The following is an 800-nucleotide window of genomic DNA, read 5'->3' on the forward strand; positions in this document are numbered from 1 at the left end:
CATCCGTGACGAGTGTTGTTGCGGGGCCTGGGGCGGGCGAGGTTGTGGCGGAGGGCTTCGAAGCGGCGGATCAGTGGATCCGGGTTGCGGGAACGGCGTCAACGGCACGCGGAGCTACTCAGACAGAAGGCGCAGCGTCTCTGGAGATGTCGTACGACGTGTCGGGCGGCAACGCAGAGATCGGCCGCTCGAGTTCCTTGGTTCCCTTCGCGGAGGGTTCCTACTCCGCAGTGAAATTGGACATGAAGGGCGACGGCTCCTACAACACCGTCTACCTGAAGGTGCTCGACGCGACCGGCGAACTCTTCCTCTATCGAGTAGATGCGATGAGGTCGACGTCCTGGGCGACCCTGACGATCGATTTCACGAAGCTCCGGCCTCGGCCACCGCCGGAAACGGGAATGGTGTTCTCGACTCGCCCATCGCCTTGCAGCGCGTGGTCGTCGCCCGCAATGGATCTCAGCCGGCCACCGGCAAGCTCCTCCTCGACAACCTCCGAACAGTCAGCGACGGCTGGGACATCGTCCGCGCTGAGCGTGACCGGTTCACACCCTCAGCGGGTCAGACCGAACCCATCACCGTCGCCGCCGGGACAGGCGACTATCAGATCGCGCTGAAGGACCCCGCGGGACGGACCCGCACCTTCACGGGAACCTCCTCAACACCGGGAACCATCACCCACCCATGGGACGGCAAAGACAGTGCCGGAACCACCATGGAAGGCCTGATCTCCGCCGTCCTCAGCTACGACACCTCACCCGACACGACCCTCTCAAGCACCCCGACCAGATCCGGGAACG

Annotated in this window: 1 protein-coding gene; it reads left to right on the forward strand. The window is 64.4% G+C overall.

The window, feature by feature from the left end:
* Window positions 1–436: 436 nt before the first annotated feature.
* On the forward strand, window positions 437–800 hold a 364-nt coding region (locus tag B0T42_RS21785), incomplete at its 3' end, for a flagellar hook assembly protein FlgD (protein ID WP_236720423.1).

The sequence above is a fragment of the Rathayibacter rhapontici genome, assembly GCF_001995175.1.
Classification (GTDB): Bacteria; Actinomycetota; Actinomycetes; order Actinomycetales; family Microbacteriaceae; genus Rathayibacter.